The sequence below is a fragment of the Hydrogenophaga laconesensis genome (assembly GCF_031457235.1).
Classification (GTDB): domain Bacteria; phylum Pseudomonadota; class Gammaproteobacteria; order Burkholderiales; family Burkholderiaceae_C; genus Hydrogenophaga; species Hydrogenophaga laconesensis.
On the sequence record NZ_JAVDWE010000045.1, the window covers coordinates 1 to 2,376 of the forward strand.

Genomic DNA, 2,376 nt, shown 5'->3' on the forward strand with positions numbered 1-2,376 from the left:
AGCCACGAGACCCCATCACGGGCTGATCACCCGCACACACCAGGTGGGGAAATTTACTCCGGCCAATCTGAGGAAAATTCAACCGGCGTTGACAGGTGGCGTACCAGCTCAAGGTGGCTCGCTTCCCCGCCTACCGCGATCTGGCTGGCTTCGACTTCGCGCACAGCGAGGTCAACGAAGCGCTGGTGCGCCAGTTGCACCGCTGCGAGTTCCTGGAGGCCGCCAACAACGTGGTGCTGGTGGGCGGGCCGGGCACCGGCAAGACCCACCTGGCCACGGCACTGGGTGTGCAGGCCATCGAGCACCATCACCGGCGGGTGCGCTTCTTCTCTACGGTGGAACTGGTCAATGCGCTGGAAGAGGAGAAGGCCTGCGGCAAGTCAGGGCAGCTCGCGCACCGCCTGGCCTATGCCGACCTCGTGATCCTCGATGAGCTGGGCTACCTGCCGTTCAGTGCTTCGGGTGGGGCGCTTCTGTTCCACCTGCTCTCCAGGCTCTACGAGCGCACCAGCGTCGTGATCACCACCAACCTGAGCTTCAGTGAATGGGCCAGCGTCTTCGGTGATGCCAAGATGACCACGGCGCTGCTCGATCGTCTGACCCACCATTGCCATATTCTTGAGACCGGCAACGACAGCTTCCGCTTCAAGAACAGTTCCGCCCAGCAGCCTGCACCAGCACCCAAGAAGGAGAAGACCCCGAAGAACTTATCCACACCCTGAACCGCAAGGTTCATCCCAAGGGTGGGTCAATATTCAATGGAAATCCTGGGTCAGCTTTGCGTGGAAATCAACAATCAAGTCGCTGATCCTGCTCGTGGGCTTACTCAAAGACGATGAAATGCCGGGTGGCTTCGTGTTTATCGACGAGCCGTTCGCGCACTTGGATGTGCGAAATATCCAACTGGTCGGACATTTCCTGAAGTCAACCCGAGACCAGTACGTGCTGACCACGCCAATTACCCACAACGTGGAGGTGTTTGAGCCGGCGGACATCACCTTGGTTACGTCCAAGAAGGCCCGCGATGCACGCTGGGCACCTCCGATTGGTGTGTTGCAGCGCCGCGTGACGGCAGCCTGAAGAAGAGGGTGAGGGACTATGGAGTGGGTTGATACGGCGCGGGGGCGCGGTGTGCGAGACCGAAGTGCATCTGTGCCTGTGCCGGAGGCGTTGCCCATGCTGGATCCTGATCACGATGCTGTGTTGCGACGCTGGGCACGCAGCGACGGGGCTCGGCGCAGCCGCTCGGCCCTGCTGAAGGACGCTGCGCCAGTGTCCATTGAGACAGCGGAGGCGCTGTGTGATTTGCTGTTGCGCCAAGGATGGATCGTTCGTAACGAGCGACTGGTAGGGGGTGTCTGGCAATGGGCGTTCATCAGTTGGCGGGATCTGCCTCGGCTCCAGGAGCTGTTGGGTGTATCGAGTCCGCGATTGCGTGTGGAGGAGCGGCAGGCGCTGATTGAGGATGCGGAAGCCTGGATGCGCTCACGAGCAGAGACGGCCGATCAGGCTGCGCTGGATCCGGATCTTTTGCATGAGATGGGTAGGGCGCTGACACTACTGGGCGAAGAAAAAGCGCTGAGGCTGGAGCAGCTTGCGATTCGTCTTCAACTCCTACGCGCGGTCGCCGCGTGGCATGACCAGGGTAGACAAGGGTCACGGCGCGATTTCGCCTTGCACGCGCGTGGGGCGACGAAAGCCCTCGGCGATGCTGACTGGCGCTGGTTAGAGGCGACTTTCGATCTGGAGCGGCTGCGCGTTACGCGATTCGTAGCGGTGGCTTGGCTGGCGGGGAACTTGAACCTGCAATGGAACGATCAGCAGATTCAAATAGGCCCCTTGCACTGTGTCGGATTGCCATTGGCAGACTTGATGCGGGTGAGTGCGGCGTCAAGCCCGGAGCGATGGTGGTTGGTTGAAAACCGTGCGAGTTTTGAACGTCAAGCACGGCAACTTGAAGCGGGGGTCGTTCTGATCTGGATGCCGGGACGTCCGTCGATCCTTTGGCTTGAGGCCATAGCTCGCGTTCTGGAATTGGCACCTGCACCAGCTTGGATCAGTGCAGACGCAGATCCGAGTGGAGTGGACATCGCCTGCACGGTCGGTGCTGTGTGGCAGGCTCAGGCATTGTCTTGGCAGCCTCATCGAATGGGCGTGGCGCAATTGTCCGAATCCTCACAGGACTGGCCGCTGAATGACCATGACCGTCGACTGCTCGAAATCCTGCTTGCACGCGATGACCTTCCGAAGGAGCTGCACGAGCTGTGTCTTGCAATGCAACGTAAGCGCGCAATTAACCACGTCCTTCCTGCTCGTGCACTGACGTGAGAGCCTACGTGCCCACGTACATGTAGATGGGAACGTAATGTCAGATTG

The 2,376-nt window shown here is 60.1% G+C and carries 1 protein-coding gene and 2 pseudogenes; all 3 read left to right on the forward strand.

All coding sequences use genetic code 11. From position 1 onward, the window contains the following. Positions 1-95: 95 nt before the first annotated feature. Positions 96-722: pseudogene (istB, locus tag J2X09_RS26960) on the forward strand (IS21-like element helper ATPase IstB); the annotation flags it as partial. Between the two features lie 64 nt (positions 723-786). Further along, positions 787-1,080, forward strand: a pseudogene (locus tag J2X09_RS26965) (hypothetical protein); the annotation flags it as partial. 96 nt (positions 1,081-1,176) lie between these two features. Further along, positions 1,177-2,328, forward strand: a complete 1,152-nt coding sequence (locus tag J2X09_RS26970; protein WP_310309916.1) for a toprim domain-containing protein — start codon at positions 1,177-1,179, stop codon at positions 2,326-2,328. Positions 2,329-2,376: the final 48 nt, after the last annotated feature.